Below are 25977 nucleotides of genomic sequence, written 5' to 3'. Positions count from 1 at the left end.
CGCCGCCGTCATCTTTTCCGATATCTTGAGCCTACCGAACATGGTTCCCCCTGTATCTGGTGGAACCCCAGTGATTCATGGTTGCCGCTGGTTGGCAAGCCCCGCCGAGTCAGATCGAGCGTTCGCCGGTATTAGGCCGCGCCGACGCAGTCCAGCGTCGAGAATTCTCAATGGCCGCCGTGCAGGATGGCGATGGCAGCGATCGGCGGAACGACATTGACGGCAAACGCCCTGCGCAAGGCAGGGCGTCATGGGTTGCCAGAAGACGGATAGTCTGACCTTAGCCGGCGGGCGGATCGACGACGTCCGCCTTGCCGGTGATCATCGAACCGACCATCTCCCACCACGGCTTGCCGGTGAAGGCCATATAGACGTGGGCGATGAAGAACACCAGCATCAGGAACGCTGCGCCGGTATGGACGAAGGCCACCAATCCCAGCGACAAGCCGCCCAATCCCCAGGCCGGCCAGTCGTTGTAGAACATGTAAAGCAGCCCCGACACCCACAGGGCCGGCGAGATGATCAGCTTGAAGAACAGATAGGCCAGGCGCTGCAGCGGATTGTGCTTGGCCGCCAGGCTTTTCTTGTAGGGATGCTTCACCCCCGGCTGGAAGATGCCGATGGTGTAATAGCGGGCGACGTCGACCAGCTTGTCGCCGGTCGGGATGTAGTGACGCCATTGCCCGGTGGTCACATGCCAGAAGATGGCGAAGGCCCACAGAACCAGCAACGCCCAGGCCAAGGTGACGTGCAGGTCGGCGGCGCGGCCCCATTTCATCAGGGACAAGGTCCCGTGGACGGTGAAACCGGTCAGCATCAGGGCCACGATCAAGATCGCCTGGGTCCAGTGCCATAGCCGCTCGAAGCGGGTGAAGACGACGGCTTTAGCCATGATTTACCTCCCCCGCCGCGACAAGGCGACGCGCAACACCAGATGAAGAACCACGCCGGCCAGGGTCAGCCCCGCCAGCCCGAACCCGATCAGGTCCAGCCAGGCGAAGCGGTCGCGACCGGGCATGTAGAAGCCGGGAACGTCCTTCAGGCGGCCTTCGGCCGAATGGCAGGACCCGCACTTCACCGCGTCGGCCTTGGGCGCCACCATATGGGTGATCGGCCAGTAATAGACGCTGTCGATGAAGCCGTATTGACCGGAATAGGGATAGCCCGCATTGGCCATGCCGGCAGTCAGCGCCTTGCCCCAGTCGAAATTGCCCCAGAAGGCGTTTTCGTCCTTGCCGAACACATGCGGCATCAACAAGGTCTTGTTGACGGTGTCATAGGGCTGACGGCCCTTGAATTCCTTGAATGGCCAGATGCGGGCGGCGGGATCGGCGGCCGATCCACCCAGCATGTTGATGCCGACCATGCGGCTGTCGTCGATCTTCTCGCCCTTCACGGTGTACTTGATGTCACCGTTGAACCAGCGATAGGCCGGGACCACGTTGGCGGCGAACTGGAAATCGCCCTTCATGCTGTCATAGGTGACGTGGCCGGACGGGTCCTTGACCATGAACGGCTTGCCGTCCTTCAGCTTGCCGGCGGTCGACCAGTCCCACACCGTCTTGGTCGCCTGCTTGCGGGCGAAGGTGGGCACATGGCAGGTCGGGCAGGCCACCCGGTCGGTATGGTCGTTCAACTTGGCGGCGAAGGTGTCGTTCTTGTGCGGCGCCATGCCGTGACACGATTCGCAGGTCGCGCGGTTGCCGTCGGTATGGCCGGGAACGTCGATGCCGTTCTTGTCCACCGCCTTGGTGGCGAAGCGTGAACCGGCGGTGATGTGGCCGGTGGTGGTGTGGCAGGTGGCGCAGGTGAAGTTCAGTCCGTTGGCATCCATGTGGACGTCCAGGGCCTTGTCGGGCTTGCCCAGCGACGAATCGATGTCGCCATGCTTGACCGCGTCGCCGCCGCCGCCGAAGAAGTGGCAGGCGCCGCAGGTCTGGCGGCTGGACGGCCCGACATTTTGCGCCACCTTCGCCAGATCGGCCGGCGGCCAGACCTTGCCGCTGCCGGGCGGGAACTGCTTCTCGACATAATTGGGATGGCCGGCATCGGTGGGGAACTTTTTGTAGCTGCCGGTGCGGTCGTGGCAGACCAGGCAATCGACATTGGCTTCCGAGGCGAAGTCGAAGCCGTCATCCTTCCAGCCGAACCCGACATGGCACGAGGTGCAGCGCGGTTCGTTGGTCCCCAGCGAAACGCAGAAATTGTTGATGATGTTCTTCTTGCCCAGCTTCTGGCCGGTCTGCGGATTGGTGTAGTCCCAGGTCCAGTGCAGGCTTTTGTGGACCTGCTTGGCCGCCTCGGTATGGCAGGACAGGCAGGCCTTGGTGACCTCGGGGCCCGAGGCGAACGGGCCTTGCAGATCCTTGAACTTGCTGTGGTCGGCGGTGCTGGCCTGACGAAGGCTGGGACCGGCATCCTGGGCCGCGTGAGCCGGGCCGCCCACAACCAGGGCGACCACCAAGGCGGCCAGGGCGAAGAAAGTGGATTTTGCCAGCATGGTTCCCCCCTGTGGCAAGGAAGTCCCCATCGGCGCGCTCTCGGTCGATGGAGTAGCGGCACCAAATGTAGCACATGGTAAATTAGGCCGCGTTGATGTGGCTCAACCGGCGTGCGCGCCCGCCCCGCTGGCGATCACCTTGCGGTGACGCGATATCCCGATCGGAGGCGGTCGGAGAGGGCTATTCGCCGTCGTCGGCGCCGTCGATGCCGTCGGAGGTGGCGGCGGGGGCGAAATCGTCGTCGCCCAGGTCGCGGCGCACCACCGGGCTGCGCAGCAGCGCCTCGATGCGGCCGGCTTCGTCGAAGCTGGTGTCGGCCTCGAAGAACAGGTCCGGCACCACCCTAAGGTCGATCTGACGGGCCATTTCGTGGCGCAGGAAAGCCCTGGCCCGCTTCAGGCCCTTGATCAACGGCGTGGCGTCGCCGCCGCCCAAGGGCACCACGAACACGGTGGCGTTCTTGAGATCGGGGCTGACCCGCACCTCGGTCACGGTGATGGCCCGCCCGGCCAGATCCGGATCGCGGATGTCACCGCGTTCCAGGATGTTGGCGACGATGTGGCGCAGTTCCTCGCCGACGCGCAATTGGCGCTGGCTGGGCGGCTTGTAGCCCCTGGGCATGGTGGTCCTTTCGCGCGATGAAAGATCGCCCCGCCCTTACAGGGTCGTGGCGATCTCCTCGACCTCGAAGCACTCGATGACGTCGCCGTTGCGGATGTCGTCGTAATGGGCGAACGACATGCCGCACTCGTAGCCTTCGCGCACTTCCTTGACGTCGTCCTTGAAGCGCTTGAGCTGCGACAGCTCGCCCTGGTGGATCACCACGTTGTCGCGCAACAGGCGGACGCCGGCGCCACGCTTGACGATGCCTTCGGTGACCATGCAGCCGGCGACCTTGCCGACCTTGGTGATGTTGAAGACTTCGCGGATCTGCGCGTAACCGATCTGGTGTTCCTTCAGCGTCGGGGCCAGCATGCCCGACAGCATCTTCTTCATGTCGTCGGTGACGTCATAGATGATGCTGTAGTAGCGGATATCGACGCCGTCGCGGCGCGCCATGTCGCGGGCCTGCGGGTTGGCGCGGACGTTGAAGCCGATGATCAGGCCGTTCGAGGCCTTGGCCAGGGTGACGTCGGATTCGTTGACCGGGCCGACGGCGGCGTGCAGCACGCGCACCTTGACGTCGTCGTTGCCGATCTTCTCGACCGCTCCGACGATGGCCTCGACCGAGCCCTGCACGTCACCCTTGATGACGATCGGCAGTTCCTTGGCCTCGCCGGCCTGGATCGCCGAGAACATCTGTTCCAGGGTGCCACGGGCGGCGGCCTTGGCCCGGGCCTCGCGGTCCTGACGCTGGCGGTAGCCCGAGATTTCGCGGGCGCGGGATTCGTCCTCGACGGCGATGATGTCGTCGCCGGCGGCGGGAACGCCGTCCAGACCCAGCACCTCGACCGGGGTCGACGGGCCGGCTTCCTCGACGCGGTTGCCCTTGTCGTCGACCAGCGCGCGGACCTTGCCCCATTCGGAACCGGCGACGAAGACGTCGCCCACCTTCAAGGTGCCCTTCTGGACCAGCACGGTGGCGACCGGGCCGCGGCCCTTTTCCATCTTGGCTTCGACCACGGTGCCTTGAGCGGCGCGGGCGGCGTTGGCCTTGAGGTCCAGGATCTCGGCCTGCAGCAGGATGGCTTCCTCCAGCTTGTCGAGATTCATGCGCTTCTTGGCCGAGACTTCCACGGCCAGGATGTCGCCGCCCAGTTCCTCGGTGACCAGGTCATGCTGCAGCAATTCCTGGCGGACCTTTTCGGAATTGGCGCCGGGCTTGTCGATCTTGTTGATGGCGACGATCAGCGGCACGCCGGCGGCCTTGGCATGGCGGATGGCTTCCACCGTCTGCGGCATGATGCCGTCGTCGGCGGCGACCACCAGCACCACGATGTCGGTCACCTTGGCGCCGCGGGCACGCATGGCGGTGAAGGCTTCGTGGCCGGGGGTGTCGATGAAGGTGATCTTGGCACCCGAGGCCAGCCGGACCTGATAGGCGCCGATATGCTGGGTGATGCCGCCGGCTTCGCCCGACACCACGTCGGTTTCGCGCAGGGCGTCCAGCAGCGAGGTCTTGCCGTGATCGACGTGACCCATGATGGTGACCACCGGCGGACGGGTGACCAGCACCGCGTCGTCGTCGACCTCGCCTTCCAGGCCGACCAGCACGTCGGCGTCGGACACGCGCTTGATGTTGTGGCCGAACTCGGCGACCACCAGCTCGGCGGTGTCGGCGTCGATCGACTGGTTGATCGAGGCCATCACGCCCATGCGCATCAGGCACTTGATGACGTCGCCGCCCCGTTCGGCCATGCGGTTGGCCAGTTCCTGGACCGTCAGGCTTTCCGGGATGATGACGTCACGGATGACTTTCTCCGATCCCTTTTGCAGGTGCTTCAGACGCTCGCGTTCACGGGCGCGCTTGACGGCGGCCAGCGAGCGGCCGCGTTCGCCGCGATCGTCATCGTCCAGGGCGGCGGTGATGGTCAGCTTGCCGGTGCGACGACGGGGTTCGGTGCGCTTGACCGGGGCCGGCTTGTGGGCGGCGGCACGCTTCTTGGCGCGCTCCTCTTCTTCTTCCTCTTCCTCGGCGGTGCGCGGCTTGGCAGTGCCCGGCGCGGCCGGGGCGGCGGCGCCCTCGGGGCGCGGCGGCGGCGGGGCGGTCATGCGCGGACCCTGGCGGGGCTCGGCCGGCGTGGCGGCAGCGGCGGCCGGAGCAGCCGGAGCGGCGGCAGCCGGGGCTTCAGCGACCACCGGAGCGGCCTCGCCGGCCTCGGGCTCGGGGCGATTGGCGGCTTCCTCGGCCTCGATGGCGGCCTGCTCGGCGGCCTCGATGGCGGCGCGGGCCTCTTCCTCGGCGCGGATGCGGGCTTCTTCCTCGGCGCGCAGGCGGGCGTCCTCGGCGACCTTCATCGCCGTCTCCAGCGCCTTGGCGCGGGCCACCTTCTCTTGGTTGGTCAGGTCGTGGGCGCTGGCTGCCTGCTGGGCCGCCTCGACGATCGCCACGGCCTTGGCCAGTTCGGCCTCGGCGCCGGAATGGGCCTGCTGACCACGCACCTCGTGCATCGCGCCGCCGGCGTCGGCGGTGAAGGTGCGCTTCTTGCGCACTTCCACGGTCACCACCTTCGAGCGGCCATGCGAGAAGCTCTGGCGGACCTGACCGGATTCCACCGTCTTCTTCAGTTCAAGCTTCCCCGGCTGCGACAGCTTCAACGGGGTCTTGCGATCTTGGTTGTCGGACTCGCTCATGAACGGACTTCGTCTCTTTCGGCTTTCGGCGGACCAGAATGGTCCGACCTCACATCAACTCAAAACTTCACTCTTCGCGGAACCCGGCCAGAAGCCTGGCCAGTTCCTTCAATCGATCGGCCAGGCCCCCCGCCGCCACACCGACATGGACCGCATGGTCGCGGCCGAAAATCAGGCCCAGATCGGCGGCGTCGAACAGGCGAACCTGCATGGCGCCCCCCGCCTTGGGTGTCAACTTGGCCTGGCCGGCCCGGGACCCGTCACGGGCCTCGACCAGCACCGCCACGGTGCCCCCGTCCAGCGCGGCCTTGACCTTCTCGAAGCCACACACCGCTTGGCCGGCGCGCCGCGCCAGGGCCAGACATTCCAGCGCCCGGCGGGCCAACAATCCCTCGACCCGGTCGGCCAGATCGTCTGGCGCCGTCACCGGTCGGCGCGCGGCGCGCGAGAAGGCTCGCTTCGCCACGGCCGTATTTACCACATCCCGGCGGGGGCTCAACCATATTCCCCGCCCGGGAAGCTTCCGTTCGATGTCGGGGACCACCTCACCGGTGGGTCCGACCACGAAACGCAGCAGCTCCGCCTTGGGCTGTACCTGGCCGGTGACGACGCAACGCCGCTCCGGCCCGGTCAGGATTTCCTCTTCGCCCTCGGCCTCCAAAGGTCTCAGCCCTCGCCCTCGAACCAGTGCGCACGGGCCGCCATGATGACGGCGTTGGCCTGGTCCTCGGTCATTTCTTCCTTGCCCAGGATGTCGATCAGTTCGTCCGAAGCCAGGTCGCCCAGATCGTCCAGGGTCTTGATGTTGCGATGGCCCAGCTTGACCAGCATGGACGGAGCCAGGCCCTCGATGGCGGCCATCTCGTCGACCACGCCCAGATCGCGTCGCATGGCGTCGTAGCGTTCGTCCTGCTCGGCCAGGAAGGCCTTGGCGCGGTTCTGCAGCTCGATGGCGACGTCCTCGTCGAAACCCTCGATGCCGGAAATGTCCTCGGCCGGCACGAAGGCGACTTCCTCGACGCTCGAGAAGCCTTCGGTCACCAGCAGATGGGCGATGACGTCATCGACGTCCAGGGCGTCGATGAACATCTTCGAGCGCGAGCGGAACTCTTCGTTGCGGCGCTCGGATTCCTCGGCCTCGGTCATGATGTCGATGGACCAGCCGGTCAGCTGGCTGGCCAGACGCACGTTCTGGCCGCGCCGGCCGATGGCCAGGCTCAGCTGATCGTCGGGCACCACCACTTCCATGGTGTGGGATTCATCGTCGAGGACCACCTTGCTGACCTCGGCCGGGGCCAGGGCGTTGACGACGAAGGTGGCGTATTCGGACGACCACGGGATGATGTCGATCTTCTCGCCCTGCAGTTCGGCGACCACCGCCTGCACGCGCGAGCCGCGCATGCCGACGCAGGCGCCGACCGGATCGATCGAGGAATCGTGGCTGATCACGGCGATCTTGGCGCGCGAGCCCGGGTCGCGGGCGACGGCGCGGATTTCGATGATGCCGTCATAGATTTCCGGCACTTCCTGGGCGAACAGCTTGGCCATGAAGGTCGGATGGGTGCGCGACAGGAAGATCTGCGGGCCGCGCTGTTCCTGGCGGACGTCGTAGATATAGGCGCGCACGCGGTCGCCGGTGCGGAAGGTCTCACGCGGGATCAGCTCGTCGCGGCGCAACAGGCCCTCGGCGCGGCCCAGATCGATGATGACGTTGCCGAATTCGACGCGCTTGACCAGGCCGTTGGAAATCTCGCCGACGCGGTCCTTGTATTCGTTGAACTGGCGCTGACGCTCGGCGTCGCGCACCTTCTGGACGATGACCTGCTTGGCGGTCTGGGCGGCGATGCGGCCGAAATCGATGGGCGGCAGCGGATCGACCAGGAAGTCGCCGACCACCGCGTCGGGCTTCTTCTTCAGCGCGCGGGCCAGCGGCAGCTGGGTGGTCTCGTTCTCGACCTCTTCCACCACTTCGATATAGCGGGCCAGCAGAATTTCGCCGGTCTTGCGGTCGATGTGGGCGCGGATGTCGTGTTCGTGACCGTACTTCGAGCGGCCGGCCTTTTGAATGGCCTGCTCCATCGCTTCCAGCACTTCGTCGCGGTCGATGCCCTTGTCGCGGGCCACCGCGTCGGCGACCTGGAGAAGCTCGGGGCGGGGCAGGGCTGCGATACGTTCCATTGCTCGTCTGTTTCCCTTGTTTCCTTACGCCTGACCCTTGGCGGTCACGGCGTCGATCAGTTCATCGGTCAGCACCAGCTTGGCGCTTTTCAAATCGGCCAGAGGCACCAGGGCGTCGCCGGAATCCAGGGTGATGCGCACCGCCTCGCCTTCCAGGCCGACCAGGCGGCCCCGGAAACGCTTGCGGCCATCCACGGCGACCAGGCTTTCCAGCTTGGCCTCGAAGCCGGCCCAGGTCTGGAAGTCCTTGGGCCGGGTCAGCGGCCGGTCGATGCCCGGCGAGCTGACCTCCAGCACGTAACCGCCCTGGATCGGGTCCTCGACATCCAGCAGAGCCGACAGCGAGCGCGAGATCATCGCGCAATCATCGACGGTCATCGGCGCCTGGTCGGCGCGTTCGGCCATGATCTGCAGGGTCGGGTGGGTCTTGCCCTGGTACTGCACGCGCACCAGTTCGTATCCCATCGATTCCAGCGACGGGGCGATCAGCGCGTTCAGGCGGGTTTCAAGGTCCATTGTCGTGATCCAGGGTCCAAAAAACAAAAAAAGTGGGCCACTGGCCCACCCTTACGATCAATCCCTCCGATCGAACACGACCTCTTGGGAATGAAGCAAGAATGTGTCTATGGAGCGGACAATAGGAGGATTTGCTTCCGAGGGCAAGAAGAGAGTGGGGGTCTTGCAATCGCGGCCCTCTGCCGTTATAAGCATCACCCTTCGGGCGAGCGCGGGCCTGATCAAGGGCATGCCCCGCCGCCTCGGAAACGCATCTGAACTCTCATTCGCAAGGATCGCGAAAATGCCCAAGATGAAGACCAAGAGCGCCGCCAAGAAGCGGTTCAAGCTCACCGGCACCGGCAAGGTCAAGGCCGCTGCCGCCAACAAGCGTCACTGCCTGTCGGCCAAGCCCCAGGACATGAAGCGTCAGGCCCGCGGCACGTTCATCCTGTTCAAGGGTGATGCCGAGAAGGTCAAGACCTACTACCTGCCGTACGGAGCGAAGTAAATGGCGCGCGTCAAGCGGGGCGTGACCACGTCCGCCCGTCACAAGAAGATTCTGAAGCTGGCCAAGGGCTTCCGCGGCCGCTCCTCCACCTGCTTTAGGGTGGCGATCCAGAAGGTCGAGAAGGCGCTGCGTTATGCCTATCGCGATCGCCGGGCCAAGAAGCGCAATTTCCGCGCCCTGTGGATCCAGCGCATCAACGCCGGCACCCGCCAGCACGGCCTGCCCTATTCGCGCTTCATGGACGGCCTGAAGAAGGCCGGCATCGCCCTGGACCGCAAGGTCCTGGCCGACATCGCCGCGCGCGAGCCGGAAGCCTTCAAGTCGCTGGTTCAAAAGGCCCAGGCGGCCCTCCAGTAAGGCTTGTCCGGCCTTTGAAATCGATGGAGGGGGCTGCCTGAGAAGGCGGCCCCCTTTCGTGTCTGATGGGGAACTCGGGATGGAAGATCTGGATAATATCCTGGCCGCCGCGCTGGCCTCGGTCGAGGGTGCCGCCGATGGCGAAGCCCTGGAAGCGGCGCGCGTAGCACTTCTGGGCAAAAAGGGCGGCATCTCGGCCCTGATGGCCTCGCTCGGCAAGATGGACCCCGAGGCCCGCAAGGCCGCCGGTGCCGCCCTCAATCAGGTCAAGGATCAGGTGGCCGAAGCGATCGCCGCGCGCAAGGCGGTGCTGGATAGCGCCGCCCTGGATCAGCGCCTGGCCCGCGAGCGGATCGATGTCACGCTTCCGGTCCGCCCCGACACGCAATCGGGCCGCGTCCACCCGATCGCCCAGGTGATGGACGAGATGGTCGCCATCTTCGCCAACATGGGCTTCGAGGTGGCGGAAGGCCCCGACATCGAGGACGATTTCCACAATTTCACCGCGCTCAACATCCCGGCCGAGCATCCGGCCCGGCAGATGCACGACACCTTTTATTTCGGCGAGCAGGCGGACGGCTCGCGCCATCTGCTGCGCACCCACACCAGCCCGGTGCAGATCAGGACCATGCTGGCCAACCAGCCGCCCATCCGCATCATCGCCCCGGGTCGCACCTATCGCTGCGATTCCGACATGACCCACACCCCGATGTTCCATCAGATCGAGGGCCTGGTCATCGACAAGGCGACCCATATGGGCCACCTGAAGGGCGTGCTGGCCGAGTTCGTGCGCACCTTCTTCGAGGTGGACGAGGTGCCGGTGCGCTTCCGCCCCAGCTTCTTCCCCTTCACCGAACCGTCGGCCGAGGTCGATATCGGCTGCTCGCGCGAAGGCGGCGAGTTGAAGATCGGCAACGGTGCCGGCTGGCTGGAGATCCTGGGCTGCGGCATGGTCCACCCCAACGTCCTGCGCGCCTGCAACATCGATCCCGACGAGTATCAGGGCTTCGCCTTCGGCATGGGCGTCGAGCGCGTCGCCATGCTGAAATACGGCATCCCCGACCTGCGCACCTTCTTCGAATCCGACCTTAGGTGGCTGAAGCATTACGGCTTCGTGCCCCTTGACGTGCCCACGCTGTCCGGGGGGCTGACCCGATGAAATTCACCCTGTCCTGGTTGAAGGACCACCTGGAAACCACCGCCACCCTGGCCGAGATCGAGACCCGCCTGACCGAGATGGGTCTGGAAGTGGAAGGGGTGGTCGATCCGGCCGCCCGGCTTTCCGGCTTCGTCGTCGGCCATGTGCTGGAAGCCGACAAGCATCCCGACGCCGACCGCCTGCGGGTGTGCAAGGTCGATAACGGCAGCCAGGTGCTGCAGGTGGTGTGCGGCGCGCCCAACGCGCGGGCTGGCCTGAAGGTGATCCTGGCCCAGCCCGGCGTGGTCATCCCCGCCACCGGCCAGCCCCTGAAGAAGGGCAATGTCCGCGGCGTCGAAAGCCAGGGCATGATGTGTTCCTGGCGCGAGCTGGAGATGGGCGAGGACCATGACGGCATCGCCGAGCTGGGCGCCGAGCTGGCACCCGGCACCAAGCTGGTCGATATCCTAAGCGTCGATCCGACGATCGAGGTGTCGATCACCCCCAACCGCGCCGACTGCCTGGGCGTGCGCGGCATCGCCCGCGACCTGGCCGCCTCGGGCCTGGGCACGCTGAAGCCGCTGGATGTCAGCCCGGTCAATGGCAGCTTCAAGTCGCCGATCGGGGTCAAGCTGGAATTTTCCGCCGACAATGCTTCGGCCTGCCCGATGTTCGTCGGCCGCATGATCAAGGGCGTCAAGAACGGCGAAAGCCCGGCCTGGCTGAAGGACCGCCTGACCGCCATCGGCCTGCGCCCGATCTCGGCCCTGGTGGACATCACCAATTTCGTCACCTACGACCTGGCGCGGCCGCTGCACGTGTTCGACGCTGGCTTGGTCAAGGGCGACATCCGCGCCCGTCTGGCCCGGGCCGGCGAGCAATTGGTGGCCCTGAACGGCAAGACCTATGCGCTTGAGCCGACCATGACGGTGATCGCCGACGAGGCCGGGCCGGAAGCCCTGGCCGGCATCATGGGCGGCGAGCATTCCGGCTGCACCGAGGCCACCACCGAGGTGTTCCTGGAAACCGCTTATTTCGATCCGATCCGCACCGCCGCGACGGGGCGCAAGCTGGACATCCTGTCCGACGCCCGCTTCCGCTTCGAGCGCGGCGTCGATCCGGCCTTCCTGATCGACGCCACCGAGATCGCCACCCGCCTGATCCTGCAGCTGTGCGGCGGCGAGGCGTCGGACATCATCGTCGCCGGCGAGGCGCCGGAATGGCAGAAATCGATCGTCCTGCGCCCGGCCCGCGTCGCCGGCCTGGGCGGCGTCGATGTGGCGGTCGCCAAGCAGGAAGCCATCCTGAGGGGCCTGGGCTGCACGGTGTCGGAACATGCCGGCGGCCTGTTGGTGGTGCCGCCGTCCTGGCGCGGCGACATCTCGGCCGAGCACGATCTGGTGGAAGAGGTGATCCGCGTCAACGGCTTCGACAAGCTGCCGGAAGTGCCGCTGCCGCGCCCGACCACGCCCAAGCCGGTGCTGACGCCCGGCCAGCGCCGCGCCTCGTTCGTGCGCCGCCATCTGGCGACGCGCGGCATGGTCGAGACCGTCACCTGGTCGTTCCTGGCCTCGAACCAGGCCAAGCTGTTCGGCGGCGGTGCTGCGGAAATGCATCTGGCCAACCCGATCTCGGCCGACCTGGATTGCATGCGTCCCAGCTTGCTGCCCAATCTGGTGGCGGCGGCCGGCCGCAACGCCGACCGTGGCTTCAAGGACCTGGCCCTGTTCGAGATCGGTCCGCAATTCGACGGGCCGATGCCCGGCCAGCAGCGCGCCGTCGCCGCCGGTCTTCGCGCCGGCCGTGCCACCGCCCGCCATTGGTCCGACAAGGCCCGCGCCGTCGATCTGTTCGACGCCAAGGCCGATTTGCTGGCCGCCATTACCGCCGCCGGGGCCAACCCGGACTCGTTCCAGGTTGTGGCGGAAGCGCCGGCCTGGTATCACCCCGGCCGCTCGGGCACCTTGAAGCTGGGCAACAAGGCCGTCGCCTTCTTCGGCGAGATGCATCCCGGCATCCTGACCCAGATGGACGTCAAGGGGCCGATGGTGGCCTTCGAGCTGTTCCTGGAGGCCCTGCCGCCGGTCAAGGCGCGTGCAACCAAGGCCAAGCCGCTGTTGAAGCTGGCCGCCTTCCAGCCGCTCGAACGCGACTTCGCCTTCGTGCTGGATGCCAAGGCCAGTGCCGATTCGGTGCTGAAGGCGGCCAAGGGGGCCGACAAGGCGTTGATCACCGATGCCTCGGTGTTCGACCTGTATGAAGGTCCGAATGTCGGCGAGGGCAAGAAGTCGCTGGCGGTGTCGATCACCCTGCAGCCGACCGAAAAGACCCTGACCGACGACGAGATCGAGGCGGTGACCAAGAAGGTGGTCGATGCGGTGGTCAAGGCCACCGGCGGCACGCTGCGCGGCTGACCTGCCGGCAGGGGCCGGGACCTAAAACCCCCGGCTCTTGTGCCGGCCCTTGTCGGCATACATGGCGGCGTCGGCGCGGGCCAGCAATTCGCCGGCCGAGCGGCCCTGGTCGGGGAACAGCGCCGAGCCCAGGCTGACACCCACCGACAATTCGGCAGTGGCGGTAGTGACCCGCAGGGCGTGGATGGCGTGGGTCAGCTTGTCGCACAGCGCCTTGATGCCTTCCGGCCCGGTTTCCGGCAGCAGCACCACGAATTCGTCGCCGCCCAGCCGGGCGGGCAGGTCGTTGGCCCGCACATTGGCGGTCAGCGCCTCGGCGACGGCGGACAGCACCATGTCGCCGGCGGCATGGCCGTGGCGGTCGTTGATCGGCTTGAAGCCGTCAAGATCCAGCATGATCAGCCCGAACGGATGGCCGTAGCGCTGCGAACGCACCACTTCGGCGGCCAGGGCCTCGGAAAAGCGGCGGCGATTGGCCAGGCCAGTCAGCGGGTCGGTGATCGATTGCTCGACCAGGGCGGCGCGGCTGCTTTCCAGCTCCTCCATCAGGCGGTTGAAGTTGTGGGCCAGCGAGCCCACCTCGGACAGCCATTGATAGGACCGGCCGGTGACGCGCCGCGACAGGTCGCCCGAGACGACGATGCCGTCGATATGGCGCGCCAGATAGGTGATCGGCCGCGCCACCAGATAGCGGACCTTGACCAGAACCAGGATGAAGATGGCGGCGATCACCGCCGTGAAGACCCAGGTGATGGTGCCCAGGGTGAATTCCAGCGGCACCCGCAGGCGCGAAATCGGGAAACGGATGTCGATCACCCCGTTGACCGATCCGATCTTCGCCCCGACATGGCATTCCTGGCATTCGGCGCTGACGGTGACCGGATAGATGTAGCGCAGCGTGTCACCCAGGGTGATCAGGCGGTCCTGGCCCGAGGCCATGGCGGCGGCGATGTCCTTGTCGGTGCTGCGCGCGATGCGGTCGCCCTCGATCTCGCCGAAGGAATCGGCCACCTGCTGGCTGCGATAGACCGACACCCGGATGTCGGGAATGGCGTCGTTCATGCGGCCGACCAGATCGGTGATCTCGGCCTTGCTCCAGCCCTTGCGCATCACCGAATAGAGATTCTGGAAGATCAGTTCGGCATTGCGGCGTGATTCGGCGGCGGCGATGGTGGTGACGGAACGGTCCTGGATCCAGGTGCTGGCCATGCCGATGGCCGCGAACGACACCACGGCGATCGCGGTGTAGATCACCACCAAGGTACGCGAGATCGAAAGCTGCATCAGAGGGGGGCCTAATCGCTGCACTATGACCAATGACTATAAGGGATTTTCAACCTTGTGTGCTAATCCCAAAAATCCTCGGGCGGGCGGGCGATGCCGTCGGGGTTCAGCCCGGCCGCCAGCCGGGCGTTGTCTTCGCAATCCTCGACGAAGGTGCGGATGGCCGCGAGCGCGCATTCATCGGGGGCGCGGCGCAGACGGCGGGCGACGACGTTCAGGCGGTCGGCCAACTCGGGTGGCAGGGTAAGCGTGGTCATGGACAGCCTTCCTTTCGTCAATTCGCTTGCTTTCCGGTGCCAAACCGGGGAAAAACCGCCCCCATGAGCACGCTGATCCAGGAACTGGCGCTTCGGCGCACCTTCGCCATCATCTCGCATCCCGATGCGGGCAAGACCACGCTGACCGAGAAGCTTCTGATGTTCGGCGGCGCCATCCAGATGGCCGGCGCGGTGCGCGCCAGGGGCGAGCAGCGGCGGACCCGGTCGGACTGGATGGCCATCGAAAAGGAACGCGGCATCTCGGTGTCGGCCTCGGTGATGAGTTTCGAACATGAGGGCCTGTCCTACAATCTTCTGGACACGCCCGGCCACGAAGATTTCTCGGAAGACACCTACCGCACGCTGACCGCCGTCGATTCGGCGGTGATGGTGCTGGACGCCGCCAAGGGCATCGAGACCCAGACCCTGAAGCTGTTCGAGGTGTGCCGCCTGCGCGACGTGCCCATCGTCACCTTCGTCAACAAGGTTGACCGCGAGGGCCGCGATCCCCTGGACCTGCTGGACGAGATCGAGAAGACCCTGGCGCTCGACGTCGCCCCGGTCACCTGGCCCATCGGCATGGGCCGCGACTTGAAGGGCGTCTATGACCTGCTGCGCGACCGGGTGATCTTGTTCGATCCCGGCCGTGGCGACCACATCGCCGAAATCGCCGTCGATGCCAACCTGGACGATCCCCGCCTGGATGAAGCGGTCGGCAAGGCCGCCGCCGACAAGCTTCGGGACGATGTCGAGCTGGTCAGGGGCGGCTATCCCGAATTCGATCTGGAAAGCTTCCTGGCCGGCCACCTGACCCCGGTGTTCTTCGGCTCGGCCTTGAAGACCTTCGGCGTCGCCGAATTGCTGAAGGGCGTCGGCCGGCTGGCCCCTGCCCCCCTGGCCCGCAAGGCCGACAGCCGCACCGTCGAGCCGGCCGAGGACAAGGTCTCGGGCTTCGTGTTCAAGATCCAGGCCAACATGGACCCGAACCACCGCGACCGCATCGCCTTCTTCCGCATCTGCTCGGGCCAGTTCAAGCGCGGCATGAAGCTCAAGCATGTGCGGTCGGGCAAGGTGATGGCGGTCTACAATCCGGTGTTCTTCCTGGCGCAAAGCCGCGAACTGGCGGAAGAGGCCTTCCCCGGCGACATCATGGGCATCCCCAACCACGGCCAGTTGCGCATCGGCGACACCATGACCGAGGGCGAAGACATCAACTTCCTTGGCATTCCCACCTTCGCCCCGGAAGTGCTGCGCCGCGTCCGCCTGGACGACCCGATGAAGGCCAAGCAATTGAAGAAGGCGCTGGACGATCTGGCCGAGGAAGGGGTGAGCCAGGTGTTCAAGCCGCTGGACGGATCGACCTGGATCGTCGGCGTGGTCGGCACCTTGCAGTTCGATGTGCTGACCACCCGCATCGCCGCCGAATACAATATCAAGGCTGGGTTCGAGGATGGCGGCTTCGTCACCGCCCGCTGGGTCTTCGCCGACGAACCGGCCGAGATGGAGCGCTTCATGGCCGCCAACAAGTCGAACATGGCCCAAGACCGCGATGGCGGCCTGGTCTATCTGGCGCGCAATTCATGGCAATTGGGCCGGGCCGGCCAGGATTTCCCCAAGGTCCGCTTCACCGCCACCCGCGAGCAGCATTAACAGGCTTATTCGCGGATTTCGAACAGGCTGGAGGCGTCGAACAGGCCCAACAGCCGCTTGGCCACGCCCTCGGCACCCGACAGGACGATCTGCGCGGTCGGCAACGCCTCGCGCAGCATGATCATCAGGCCGAACCCGACCGAATCGATGCCGGACACCTGGGTCATGTCGACCAGCAGCCGCTTGGGCGACAATTCCTGCGCGGTCTCGATGATCGACGTGAAGCTGCCGACCGCCGCATAATCGACCCGCCCGGTCAGACAGATGACGATCCCGCCATCCACCCCCTGCTCGTTTCCAACCACGTACTCCATCGAGCACCACTACCCCTGGCGTTGCACATCAGAGCCACCTTACACATATCCGCGCCTGTCCGCATCACCTCTGGCCTATGTCATTCGGCTTAGTCGCTCGACCAGATAGGCGATGGAGCGATAGGGGACGCCACCATGCTCGGTCAAACCGATCTCGCAGGTGCGGTTGGCGGAAAAGCCCTCGCGGCAGCTATCGGGCACGGTCAGGCGGCGCAGGGCGTGGCTATTCAACTCCGGCACGGCGAAACCGCGATCGCCGCCGAAGCCGCAGCAGGTGACCGATTCGGGCACCAAAACCTGATCGGCGCAGGCCCGGGCCAGGGCGATCATCGTCTCTTCCAGCCCCTGCTTTTTGATGGAACACGGCACATGCAGCAGCACCGGGCCGGTCTGGCGCCTGATGGTCAGGCGCGCCAAGGCGCGGGTGGCCAGGAACTCGACCAGGTCCAGCACCTCCAGGCCGGCCTGGCGGATCGCCTTCAGCCGGTTGGAACAGGCCGAAGTGTCCATCACCACCGGCAATCGGCCGCCGTCGCTGGCCTTGATCAGCGCCGCCAGCATCTGGTCGCCCTTGGATTGGGCGGTGGCGGCCAGGCCGCGGCTTTCGAACGGCAACCCGCAGCACAGATCGTCCAGCCCGTCGGGCAGCACCATGGCGAAGCCGGCGCGGTCGAGGATGGTGGCGACCACCGAGGTCAAAGGCTGGGTCTCGCCGTCCGACGCCGCCGTGCCCATGCTCCGCGAGGCGCAGGACGGGATATAGACCACCGCGTCGCCGACGGTCGCGGGCTTGCTTGGTCGGGGCGACCGGGCCGGGCGCGGCCAGTGGCGGCGCACCAGCGACGCCGCGGTCAAACCAAGGCGGGTGGCGGTCAGGGTGGCACCGAAATATTTGCCGGCCAGCCGGCCGATTCCCTTTTCGAGGCCGCCCGCCTTGCGCCCGCGCAACGCCTTGATCAGACTGCCGGTCTCGATGCCGACCGGACAGGCGGTGGCGCACAGGCCGCAGGCGGCGCAGGTATCGAGCCCCATGTAATCGTAAAGCTTCGACAAGGCCCGGCTGTCTTCCCCGGCGGCATTGGCGCGCGAGATCTCGCGCCAGCCGGTGATGCGCTGGCGGGGCGACAGGGTCAGGCCGTGCGACGGGCACATCCTTTCGCAGAAGCCGCATTCGATGCAGGTATCGACCAAAGGGTCGGCTGAAGGCAGCGGCTTCAAATTCTCGAGATGGGCATGCGGGTTGTCATCCATGATGACACCGGGATTGAGCAGCCCCTGCGGGTCCAGCAGCCGCTTGATCCGCCACATCAGGGCGTGGGCCTGGGCGCCCCATTCCAGGGCGACGAACGGGGCCATGTTGCGGCCGGTTCCGTGTTCGGCCTTCAAGGAACCGTCATATTTGTTGACCACCAGATCGGCGACGTCATCCATCAGGGCGGCATAGCGCTTTACCTCGGCCTCTTGGCCGAAATCCTGGGTGAAGACGAAATGCAGGTTGCCGTCCAGCGCATGGCCGAAAATGATCGCCTCGTCATAACCGTGCCGGGTCAGCAGCGCCTGCAGGTCAAGGGTGGCGGCGGCCAGGTCGGGAATCTTGAAGGCGACGTCCTCGATGATCACCGTGGTCCCGACCTTGCGGACCGCGCCCACCGCCGGGAACAGGCCCTTCCTGATCTTCCACAGCTTGGCGCTCTCGGTCATGTCGGTGGTGAAGGCATGGGGCCGGGCGAAACCAAAGCCGGCCAGGGCCTGGGTGATCGCCTCGATATTGGCGGCCAGGGTGGCCGCGTTCTCGGCGCGGGTTTCCACCAGCAGGGCGGCGGCCTGGTCGGGCTGGTCGGCCAGGCCTTCCGGCATGCCGGGCTTGTCCTCGACGGCGCGCAAGGCCGGGCGGTCCATCAGCTCCACCGCCGCCACCGGCTGGCTTTTCAAGATCGCTACCGCCCGGCAGGCCTCGGCCAGGTCGGGAAACAGCATCAGGGTGCTGGCCTTGTCGGCGTAATCGGGCACGGTGCGATAGGTGATCTCGGCGATGAAGCCCAAGGTGCCCTCGGACCCGATCATCAGATGCTGCAAGATGTCGAGCGGGTCCTCGAAATCCACCAGCGAATTCAGCCCGTAGCCGGTGGTGTTCTTGATGGCGAATTTGGCGCGGATGCGTTCGGCCAGCGCCCCGTCGGCGCGGGTGGCGCGGCCCAGTTCGGCCAGTTCGGCCAGCAGATCGGCATGGCTTTCGCGGAAGCGTTCGACCGAGGCCGCGTCGCCGGTATCGACCAAGGTGCCGTCGGCCAGGATCAGTCGCATGGTCACCAGGGTCTGATAGGAATTGTCGGCGGTGCCGCAGCACATGCCGCTGGAATTGTTGGCGGCCATGCCGCCGATCTTGGCGCTATCGATGCTGGCCGGATCGGGACCGATCTTGCGGGCGAAGGCGGCCAGGCGGCGGTTGGCGTCGGCGCCGATGACGCCCGGCTGCAGCGCGATGCGAAGACCCTGGTCCAGCACCCGCACCCCGTTCCAATGGTCGCCCAGCAACAGCAGCACCGAATCGGTGATCGACTGCCCCGACAGGCTGGTGCCGGCGGCGCGGAAGGTCACCGGCGCATGGTGGCGATGGCAGACACCCAGCACGCTTCGGACCTCGTCCTCGCTTTCGGCCTTGACCACCACCTTGGGCACCAGCCGATAGAAGCTGGCATCGGTGCCATAGGCCAAAAGCCGCAACGGATCGCGGATCAGGCGATCGTCGGGAACGAAGGCGGCAAGGTCGTGGATCAGGGCGTTCATGGCGAGCCTCAGGCGTCGGTCAGGACCAGGACGATCAGCTCTTTCGGGCCGTGCACGCCATAGGCCAGGGTCTGTTCGATGTCGGCGGTCTTCGACGGCCCCGAGATCAGCAGCGCGTTGGTCGGCATGCCCGCCGCCCAGGTCTGCTCGGCCATCACTTGGGCCAGATTGTCCACCAGGCTGCCCAGGCGCAGCAGCACCACATGGATCGGCGGCAGCAGGCTGAGCAGGCGCGGCTCGTCCGCGTCGGGCCACAGGACCAGGGTGCCGGTATCGGCGATGGCCGCCTTGGCCCAGGTGATGCCGGCCTCGACACCTTGGACCAGCACCGCCTTCAGCTCCTCGACCGGTTGGTCATAGGGGACGGCGACCAGTCCGTCGGGCAGGGTCATGCCGGGCGGAACCATCACCCGGGTCGCGCCGCGATCGGCCAGCAGCACGCTGATCCGCTCCGCCCAATCCTCGGTGGTGACCTCGTGGATTTCGCCGTGCACCGCCTCCAGCATGGCGCGGAACCGGGCCAGGCGGCCCTCGCCATAGGTCGGCGGCGTCCAGTCGGGCCGGTCCGGCACCATTTGACGCGGTGCCGCCCGCAGGCGGGCCAGGATGTTGGCGCGGGCGGTTTCACTCATGGTCGTAACCCTTGTCGCGGGCCAGTTCGTGCAAGGTCTTGGCGGCGAAGCGCGGCCTGGTCCGCACGCTGGTCCATCGCTTCAGCATCGGCAGGCTGTCCGGCAGCCAATTGCCCAGCCGGGTCAGCCCCCAAGAGCCCAGGCGGTAAAGCATGGGCACCCCATACATCGCCGCCCAGCCCTTCCACACCAGGCTTTCCAGGCGCTTGCGCATCGAGCCGGCGCCCTTGACCGCGCCCGAGCCGGTGGAATTGACCGATTCGGCCCGCAGCCGGACCAGAATGTCGGCGATGGGAATCTTGACCGGACAGACCTCGACACAGGCGTTGCACAGGGTCGAGGCGTGCGGCTGGTCGCCGGCGCAATCCAGGCCTTCCAACTGCGGCGTCAGGATTTTTCCGATCGGCCCGGGATAGACGAACTTGTAGGTGTGGCCGCCGACCCGGGAATAGACCGGGCAATGGTTCATGCAGGCGCCGCAGCGGATGCAGCGCAGCGTGTCTTGCAGCTGGGCGTCGGCATAGACGCGCGAGCGCCCGGAATCCAGCAGCACCACATGGACCGCCTTGGGTCCGTCCTTCTCGCCCGGCTGCCGGGGCCGGCTGATCATGTTGACATAGGTGGTGATGGCCTGGCCGGTGGCCGAGCGCGGCAGCAAGGACAACAGCGCCGGCAGATCGTCCAGCTTTTCCGCCAGCTTCTCGATGCCCATCACCGCGATGTGCAGCGGCGGCAATGTGGTGGACAGGCGGCCGTTGCCCTCGTTTTCCACCAGCACCAGGGTCCCGGTCTCGGCGACGGCGAAATTGACGCCCGAGATGCCGGCGTCGGCCGAGGCGAACTGGCCGCGCAACGCCGCCCGCGCAGCGGCCGTCAGGGCATCGACATCCTCGGTATAGCCCAGGCCCGCGATATTCTTCTCGAACAAGCTGGCGATCTCGGCCTTGTTCTTGTGGATGCACGGCATGACGATGTGGCTGGGGGCCTCGCCGGCCAATTGGATGATGTATTCCCCCAGGTCGGATTCCACCGCGCGGATGCCGTGGGCTTCCAGGTGATGGTTCAGCTCCATCTCCTCGGACACCATCGACTTGCCCTTGATCACCGTTTTCGCACCCGCCTTTTGCAAGATGTCGAGCACGATGGCATTGGCCTGGGCGGTGGTTTCGGCCCAATGGACGACGATGCCGTTCTGTGTCAGGTTGGCTTCCAGCTGTTCCAGCAATTCCGGCAGGCGGGCGACGACGCGGGCCTTGGCGGCGGCGCCCTGGGCGCGCAAGCTCTCCCAGGCATCCTTGTCGGCGAACTGGGCGGCGCGCTTGCTCATCAGGCCGTCCATGGCCCGGCGGAAATTGGCGCGCAGGGTGGGATCGTTCAGCGCGGCCGGCGCGCGGGAAGTGAAGTCACCCATCGACGCGCTCCAGCAGGAATTGGGCGATGTGCTGGCCGCCCATGGGGCTGCCCTTCTTGCCCATCGCCCCGGTGATGTTCATCAGGCAACCGCAATCGCCCGAGATCACCCGCGCCGCCTTGGTGTCCTCGAGCGCCGTCACCTTGTCGGCGACCATGGCGGCCGAGATTTCCGGCTGGCGCACCGCGAAGGTGCCGCCGAAGCCGCAGCATTCCTTTTCGCGGCCGTTCTCGACCAGGGTGACGTTGGCCAATTGGCGCAGCAGCGCCTTGGGCTGGTCGACCACCCCCATCTCGCGCATCGAATGGCACGAGCCGTGCCAGGTGACGGTCAGCGGCTGGCCCTTGTCGGTCAACCGGATGTTGACGACGTTGACCAGGAAGTCGGTCAGTTCGAACACTCTGGATGCGAAGGCCTTGGCTTCTTCGTGCTCGGGCCGGCCTTCGAACAAGTCGGGATAATGGGTCTTCATCATGCCGGCGCACGACCCCGACGGCACCACGATCGGCCAGGGCTGGGGAAAGGCCTTGATCTGACGCAGCGCCACGGCGCGGGCCTCGTCGAAATAGCCGGAATTCCTGGCCGGCTGGCCGCAGCAGCTTTGGTCGGCGGGAAACACCACCCGGATCCCGGCCCGCTTCAACAGCTCCATCCCGGCCAGGCCGGCTTCGGGATAGAACAGATCGACCAGGCAGGTGCCGAAATAATAGACGGTGTCGGGGCGGCCGGACGAAGGCATGGCTTCTCTCTGAGTGACGACGGGGCGCTCATCTGGTAATACCACTTTCCAAACGGCGCGCCTACCCGTTCGATGGCCCATACGGGCGGTTGCCAGGATGGCGCCGGTGGTTTTCTGTGTATAACGCGCGAAGAAGCCGGATGAACCGGCTCTGACAACCTTTGAACAGGCGGCCTTCATGTCCAAGCCCATCACCAAGCTTCTGATCGCCAATCGCGGCGAGATCGCCATCCGCATCGCGCGCGCCGCCACCGAGCTGGGCCTGAAGACCGTTTCGGTCTACTCGACCGAGGATCGCTTCGCGCTGCACCGCTTCAAGACCGACGAAAGCTATCTGATCGGCACCGGGCTGGGCCCCATCGAGGCCTATCTGTCCGCCGACGAGATGATCCGCATCGCGCGTGAATCCGGCGCCGACGGCGTGCATCCCGGCTATGGCTTCCTGTCGGAAAACCCCGATTTCGCCGATGCAGCCCGAGCCGCCGGCCTGACCTTCGTCGGGCCGTCTTCCGACGTCATGCGCCTGTTGGGCAACAAGGTGTCGGCCCGCAACGCCGCCGTCGAGGCCGGCGTGCCGGTGATGCCGGCCACCGGGCCGCTGCCCCATGACGACCAGGCCTGCCTGAAGCTGGCGTCCGATGTCGGCTATCCCCTGATGCTGAAGGCCAGCTGGGGCGGCGGCGGCCGCGGCATGCGGGTGATCGAGGACGACACCCAGCTGATCGAACTGGTCGCCACCGCCCGGCGCGAGGCCAAGTCCGCCTTCGGCAATGACGAGGTCTATCTGGAAAAGCTGGTGCGCCGCGCCCGCCATGTGGAAGTGCAGATCATCGGCGACGCCCACGGCAATCTGGTCCATCTGTTCGAGCGCGATTGCTCGGTCCAGCGCCGCAATCAGAAGGTGGTGGAACGCGCGCCGGCCCCCTATCTGTCCGAACGCCAACGCGACGAATTGTGCGCCGCCGCCATGAAGCTGGGCCGCGCCGTCGCCTATGAAAACGCCGGCACCGTCGAGTTCCTGATGGATGCCGATACCGACGCCTTCTATTTCATCGAGGTCAATCCCCGCGTCCAGGTCGAGCACACCGTCACCGAGGTCGTCACCGGCATCGACATCGTCAAGTCGCAGATCCTGATCGCCGGCGGCGCACCGATCGGGGCGCCCGGCTCCAGCGTACCCCGCCAGGCCGACATCCGCCTGAACGGCCACGCCATCCAGTGCCGCGTCACCACCGAGGACCCGTCCAACAATTTCATCCCCGATTACGGCCGCATCACCGCCTATCGCGGCGCCAACGGCTTCGGCATCCGCCTGGATGGCGGCACCGCCTTTTCCGGTGCGCTGATCACCCGGCATTACGATTCGCTGCTGGAAAAGGTCACCGCCTGGGCCTCGACCCCCGACGAGGCCATCGCCCGCATGGACCGGGCGCTGCGCGAGTTCCGCATTCGCGGCGTCAACACCAACCTGACCTTCCTGGAAAACGTCATCGCCCATCCGCGCTTCGTCGCCTGCGAGTACACCACCCGCTTCATCGACGAAACGCCCGAGCTGTTCCACCACTCGGCCCGCAAGGACCGCGCCACCCGTTTGCTGTCCTTCGTCGCCGAGGTGCTGGTCAACGGCCACCCCGAGGTCAAGGGCAGCACCCGGCCGCACCAGGAATACGCGCCGCCCCTGCCCCATCTGCCGGCCGGCGACATTCGTCCCGGCACCAAGCAGATCCTGGCCGAACGGGGCGCCAAGGGGCTGGCCGACTGGATGCTGGCCCAAGACAAGGTGCTGCTGACCGACACCACCATGCGCGACGCCCACCAATCGCTGCTGGCCACCCGCATGCGCACCCACGATCTGGTCAAGATCGCGCCGGCTTACGCCCGACTGCTGCCCGATCTGTTCTCGGTGGAATGCTGGGGCGGCGCCACCTTCGACGTCGCCATGCGCTTCTTGACCGAGGACCCGTGGGACCGGCTGGCGCAATTGCGCACCGCCATGCCCAACCTGTTGACCCAGATGCTGCTGCGCTCGGCCAACGGGGTCGGCTACACCAACTATCCCGACAACGTGGTCAAGTACTTCATCGAGCGGGCCGCCAAGGCCGGCCTGGACGTGTTCAGGGTGTTCGACTGCCTGAACTGGGTCGAGAACATGCGTTTCGCCATGGACGCGGTGATCGAGACCGGCGCCGTGTGCGAGGCGGCGATCTGCTATACCGGCGATATCGGCGACGCGGCCCGGCCGAAATACGACCTGAAATATTATGTCGGCCTGGCCAAGCAGCTGGAAAAGGCCGGCGCCCACATCCTGGCGGTCAAGGACATGGCCGGTCTGGTGCGCCCGCGCGCCGCCGCCATGCTGTTCAAGGCGCTGAAAGAGGAAATCTCGATTCCCATCGCCTTCCATACCCACGACACCTCGGGCCTGTCGGCGGCCAGCGTGCTGGCGGCGGTCGATGCCGGAATCGATGCCGTCGACGGCGCGATGGATTCCATGAGCGGCACCACCAGCCAGCCGCCCTTGGGTTCGATCCGCGCCGCCCTGAAGGGCCATCCGCGCGACCCCGGCCTGGACCAGGATTCCATGGACCGCATCGCCCTTTACTGGGAACACGCAAGGCGCCAATACGCCGCCTTCGAGGCCGACATCAAAGCCGGCACGGCGGAAGTCTATCTGCACGAAATGCCCGGCGGCCAGTACACCAACCTGCGCCAACAGGCGAAAAGCTTAGGCATCGAGGAAAAGTGGGACCGGGTGTCGCACGCCTATGCCGACGTCAACCGCCTGTTCGGCGACATCGTCAAGGTGACGCCGACCAGCAAGGTGGTGGGCGACATGGCCTTGATGATGGTGACCACCGGGCTGACCGCCGCCGACGTCGCCGACCCCGACAAGGAAATCGCCTTCCCCGAATCGGTGGTGCAATTGTTCCGCGGCGAACTGGGCCAGCCGCCGGGCGGCTGGCCCGAGAGCCTGAGCCGCAAGGTGTTGAAGGACGAAAAGCCCTTCACCCAGCGTTACGGCGCCGTCACCCCTGCGGCCGACCTGGATTCCTTGCGCGCCGATGCCGAGAAGCAGGTGGCCCGCCATGTCAGCGACGACGAGTTCGCGTCCTACCTGATGTATCCCAAGGTGTTTCGTGACTATGCCTTCACCAAGAAGAAGTTTTCGGACGTCAGCGTGCTGCCGACCCCGGTGTTCTTCTACGGCATGGAGCCGGGCCAGGAGATCAGCGTCGATCTGGAAAAGGGCAAGAGCCTGATCATCCGCTATCTCGCCACGGCGGAAGCCGACGAGGACGGCCAGCGCAAGGTGTTCTTCGAACTGAACGGCCAGCCGCGCACCGTCAAGGTGGCCGACAAGTCGGTGGCGCCGTCACGCCCGGCCCAGCCCAAGGCGGAAGACGGCAACCAGTCCCACGTCGCCGCCCCGATGCCCGGCCTGGTGGTCAGCGTGGCGGTGCGCGAAGGTGCCGCCGTCGAGAAGGGCGACCTGCTGCTGGCCATCGAGGCGATGAAGATGGAAACGGCGGTACGCGCCGAACGGGCCGGCACGGTCAAGCGGGTCGCCGTGGCGCCGGGCCAGCAGATCGACACCAAGGATCTGCTGATGGTGGTGGAGTAGAGAGGGGAAGGCATTCGTCCCGCCGCCTGGCGCGGCGGGCGGATACTTGGTGGGGAATGGGACTCGATGCCCGTTTCCTGGCGCCAAGGCGCCATCGCTCATCAATCGATGGCACTGCAGATCTGGCCCTTGGTCGGCTTATCCGGACCAAACCCGATCCAGCCATCGAACCCGACGCGGACATCCCGCTCACTTTGGACACAGTTCTTGCGGCCGGAAGGAAATACCCAGGAATCCGTGTCTCGATAGGCCCCGTTGTCGCATAACCAACCCGCTTCAACCATGGGCATGGCCTTTGAAAGGGATACAAGGCGTGACCGGCACTGCCCCAAGTGCCAGGGGCTGGCGCGCGCCCAGTGGCTGGCCGACCGCCAGGCCGAGCTGCTGCCGGTG

The 25977-nt window shown here is 66.1% G+C and carries 20 protein-coding genes and 1 pseudogene; 7 read left to right on the top strand and 14 right to left on the bottom strand.

What is annotated here, in order from left to right; genetic code table 11:
• Positions 1 to 280 precede the first annotated feature (280 nt).
• From A6A05_RS14095 to rimP, 7 genes are all read right to left on the bottom strand, one after another.
• Positions 281 to 892 (bottom strand): cytochrome b/b6 domain-containing protein, encoded by a 612-nt coding sequence (locus A6A05_RS14095; protein ID WP_068502455.1) that lies wholly within the window; start codon positions 890 to 892, stop codon positions 281 to 283.
• A gap of 3 nt (positions 893 to 895) precedes the next feature.
• Positions 896 to 2500, bottom strand: a complete 1605-nt coding sequence (locus tag A6A05_RS14090) for a tetrathionate reductase family octaheme c-type cytochrome (protein ID WP_245644303.1) — start codon at positions 2498 to 2500, stop codon at positions 896 to 898.
• A 181-nt stretch (positions 2501 to 2681) separates the two neighbouring features.
• Positions 2682 to 3122, bottom strand: coding sequence for a 30S ribosome-binding factor RbfA (gene rbfA, locus A6A05_RS14085; protein WP_068502448.1), 441 nt, complete (start codon positions 3120 to 3122; stop codon positions 2682 to 2684).
• 36 nt (positions 3123 to 3158) lie between these two features.
• Positions 3159 to 5795 carry a translation initiation factor IF-2 gene (infB, locus tag A6A05_RS14080; RefSeq protein WP_068502447.1) on the bottom strand — a complete coding sequence of 879 codons (2637 nt, stop codon included), beginning with the start codon at positions 5793 to 5795 and terminating at the stop codon, positions 3159 to 3161.
• Positions 5796 to 5862: 67 nt separating this feature from the next.
• Positions 5863 to 6456, bottom strand: a complete 594-nt coding sequence (locus A6A05_RS14075; RefSeq protein ID WP_068502446.1) for an RNA-binding protein — start codon at positions 6454 to 6456, stop codon at positions 5863 to 5865.
• A gap of 5 nt (positions 6457 to 6461) precedes the next feature.
• Entirely contained in the window at positions 6462 to 7973 is a 1512-nt protein-coding gene (gene nusA, locus A6A05_RS14070; RefSeq protein WP_068502445.1) for a transcription termination factor NusA, read from the bottom strand.
• 24 nt (positions 7974 to 7997) lie between these two features.
• Positions 7998 to 8489 carry a ribosome maturation factor RimP gene (rimP, locus tag A6A05_RS14065; protein ID WP_068502444.1) on the bottom strand — a complete coding sequence of 164 codons (492 nt, stop codon included), beginning with the start codon at positions 8487 to 8489 and terminating at the stop codon, positions 7998 to 8000.
• A 283-nt stretch (positions 8490 to 8772) separates the two neighbouring features.
• Between rimP and rpmI the strand changes: the two genes are divergently transcribed.
• The 4 genes from rpmI to pheT all read left to right on the top strand — a co-directional run bounded on the left by rpmI (position 8773) and on the right by pheT (position 12888).
• Positions 8773 to 8979, top strand: coding sequence for a 50S ribosomal protein L35 (rpmI, locus tag A6A05_RS14060; RefSeq protein ID WP_068502443.1), 207 nt, complete (start codon positions 8773 to 8775; stop codon positions 8977 to 8979).
• The gene (rplT, locus tag A6A05_RS14055) at positions 8980 to 9336 is read left to right on the top strand and encodes a 50S ribosomal protein L20 (RefSeq protein WP_068502442.1); all 357 of its coding nucleotides are present in this window, start codon (positions 8980 to 8982) and stop codon (positions 9334 to 9336) included. It abuts the gene before it with no gap.
• Positions 9337 to 9415: 79 nt separating this feature from the next.
• The gene (gene pheS / locus A6A05_RS14050; protein WP_068502441.1) at positions 9416 to 10495 is read left to right on the top strand and encodes a phenylalanine--tRNA ligase subunit alpha; all 1080 of its coding nucleotides are present in this window, start codon (positions 9416 to 9418) and stop codon (positions 10493 to 10495) included.
• Complete coding sequence (gene pheT, locus A6A05_RS14045) at positions 10492 to 12888, top strand: phenylalanine--tRNA ligase subunit beta (RefSeq protein WP_068502438.1); 2397 nt, start codon at positions 10492 to 10494, stop codon at positions 12886 to 12888. Before pheS ends, pheT begins: the two co-directional genes overlap by 4 nt.
• Positions 12889 to 12909: 21 nt before the next feature.
• On the opposite strand, the gene A6A05_RS21870 is transcribed toward pheT, so the two are convergent.
• Together A6A05_RS21870 and A6A05_RS14035 are read right to left on the bottom strand one after the other, a co-directional pair.
• On the bottom strand, positions 12910 to 14172 hold the full coding sequence (locus tag A6A05_RS21870; RefSeq protein ID WP_068502434.1) for a GGDEF domain-containing protein: 1263 nt from the start codon (positions 14170 to 14172) through the stop codon (positions 12910 to 12912).
• A gap of 62 nt (positions 14173 to 14234) precedes the next feature.
• Positions 14235 to 14429 (bottom strand): hypothetical protein, encoded by a 195-nt coding sequence (locus tag A6A05_RS14035; RefSeq protein ID WP_068502432.1) that lies wholly within the window; start codon positions 14427 to 14429, stop codon positions 14235 to 14237.
• 63 nt (positions 14430 to 14492) lie between these two features.
• Between A6A05_RS14035 and A6A05_RS14030 the strand changes: the two genes are divergently transcribed.
• Positions 14493 to 16079 carry a peptide chain release factor 3 gene (locus tag A6A05_RS14030; protein WP_068502429.1) on the top strand — a complete coding sequence of 529 codons (1587 nt, stop codon included), beginning with the start codon at positions 14493 to 14495 and terminating at the stop codon, positions 16077 to 16079.
• Between the two features lie 5 nt (positions 16080 to 16084).
• On the opposite strand, the gene A6A05_RS14025 is transcribed toward A6A05_RS14030, so the two are convergent.
• The 5 genes from A6A05_RS14025 to A6A05_RS14005 form a co-directional block, all read right to left on the bottom strand.
• Positions 16085 to 16393: an STAS domain-containing protein gene (locus A6A05_RS14025; protein WP_082910978.1), complete on the bottom strand. Its 309-nt coding sequence runs from the start codon at positions 16391 to 16393 to the stop codon at positions 16085 to 16087.
• A gap of 75 nt (positions 16394 to 16468) precedes the next feature.
• Positions 16469 to 19180: an FAD-binding and (Fe-S)-binding domain-containing protein gene (locus A6A05_RS14020; protein WP_068502423.1), complete on the bottom strand. Its 2712-nt coding sequence runs from the start codon at positions 19178 to 19180 to the stop codon at positions 16469 to 16471.
• A gap of 8 nt (positions 19181 to 19188) precedes the next feature.
• Complete coding sequence (locus A6A05_RS14015; protein WP_068502414.1) at positions 19189 to 19812, bottom strand: LutC/YkgG family protein; 624 nt, start codon at positions 19810 to 19812, stop codon at positions 19189 to 19191.
• Entirely contained in the window at positions 19805 to 21223 is a 1419-nt protein-coding gene (locus tag A6A05_RS14010; protein WP_068502412.1) for a LutB/LldF family L-lactate oxidation iron-sulfur protein, read from the bottom strand. The genes A6A05_RS14015 and A6A05_RS14010 overlap by 8 nt, the downstream gene beginning before the upstream one ends.
• Entirely contained in the window at positions 21216 to 21962 is a 747-nt protein-coding gene (locus tag A6A05_RS14005) for a (Fe-S)-binding protein (RefSeq protein WP_068502410.1), read from the bottom strand. Before A6A05_RS14005 ends, A6A05_RS14010 begins: the two co-directional genes overlap by 8 nt.
• Positions 21963 to 22140: 178 nt before the next feature.
• Here A6A05_RS14005 and pyc point away from each other — a divergent pair, with 178 nt between their 5' ends.
• On the top strand, positions 22141 to 25584 hold the full coding sequence (gene pyc, locus A6A05_RS14000; protein ID WP_068502406.1) for a pyruvate carboxylase: 3444 nt from the start codon (positions 22141 to 22143) through the stop codon (positions 25582 to 25584).
• 312 nt (positions 25585 to 25896) lie between these two features.
• Positions 25897 to 25977, top strand: a pseudogene (locus A6A05_RS20935) (transposase zinc-binding domain-containing protein); the annotation flags it as partial.

Source organism: Magnetospirillum moscoviense, assembly GCF_001650635.1.
Taxonomy (GTDB): domain Bacteria; phylum Pseudomonadota; class Alphaproteobacteria; order Rhodospirillales; family Magnetospirillaceae; genus Magnetospirillum; species Magnetospirillum moscoviense.
The sequence above is the reverse complement of the archived record's forward strand: the minus strand, read 5'-3'. Positions and strand labels throughout refer to the sequence as shown.